We start from the raw sequence: 279 nt of genomic DNA, 5'->3' as shown, positions 1-279 counted from the left end.
GGTGCAGGTGCCCGCGCTCACGAAGGTCAGCGCGCCTGTCGGAGTGACGGTGCATACGCCGGTGGTGGATGACGTGAAGGCCACCGGATAGCTGGCGCCCGCGCTGGAGGTTGCCGTCAGTGTCGGCGTGGTGCCGAAGTTCTGTGCACCGGGGTTGGCAAAGCTGATGGTTTGCGTGGCCTTGGGCGTTACCTGGTTGGATGTGGCCGAGGGCGTGCCGGTACCTGCGGAGTTGGCGCCGGTCACTGTGAAGGTATAGGCCGTGCCGTTGGTCAGGCC

Annotated in this window: 1 pseudogene; it reads right to left on the bottom strand. The window is 66.3% G+C overall.

The features are described 5' to 3' along the window. Positions 1 to 279 (bottom strand): annotated as a pseudogene (locus ACF8O7_RS14410) (hypothetical protein); the annotation flags it as partial.

Origin of the sequence: Delftia sp. WSY_16, assembly GCF_043104415.1 — a bacterium.
In the GTDB taxonomy this organism is placed as follows: Bacteria; Pseudomonadota; Gammaproteobacteria; order Burkholderiales; family Burkholderiaceae_C; genus Comamonas; species Comamonas tsuruhatensis.
This window is presented reverse-complemented; position numbering and strand designations above follow the sequence as displayed.